A 534-nucleotide genomic window follows, 5' to 3' on the forward strand; every position below is an offset into this window, starting at 1 on the left:
CGTCCGGCACGCGGGCACCGCCGCCCTCGTGGCCCTGATCGTGGCCCGGCTGGCCGCTGCCCTGCCGCACTGGTCCGAGCTGGCCCCCACCTTCATCGGGCGCGTGCTGACCGTCCTCGACGTCCGTGCCGGCGAGTGGGTGTGGCCCGCCGGGGTCGCCGCTGGCCTGGTCTACCTGCTCATAAGAATTTCGGATGAACAGTTATGCAATGACTGTGAATCCCGACCGGCGGGAGAAGGAAAAACGGTGACGGATAGGAGTGGAGGCACCGGAGCAAAGCGGAGGGGCCAGAACGGATTATCCGGAAACTGCAGCACGCGCCTGCGGGGCTGGCCGCCTGCCCTGACGCGCGGGCTGCTGCTGAGTGCCGGGGCCGCGGCGCTCCCGCTGCTGCTGCGCCCGGCTCCCCAACCCGTCCTGAACGCCGACCACGTGACGGTGACCCGGGTGTCCAGCGGGGGCGAGACCACGGCCCTCCCCTTTGCCGACCTGCCCCGGCCCGCCGTGGTGAACGTCTGGGCGACCTGGTGCGG

1 protein-coding gene is annotated in these 534 nt (G+C 71.2%); it reads left to right on the forward strand.

What is annotated here, in order from left to right; all coding sequences use genetic code 11:
• The coding region (locus tag QOL99_RS17515) for a hypothetical protein (protein WP_285525692.1) at positions 1–534 on the forward strand (534 nt) is incomplete at both ends.

It is taken from the genome of Deinococcus rhizophilus (assembly GCF_030271215.1).
Taxonomy (GTDB): domain Bacteria; phylum Deinococcota; class Deinococci; order Deinococcales; family Deinococcaceae; genus Deinococcus; species Deinococcus rhizophilus.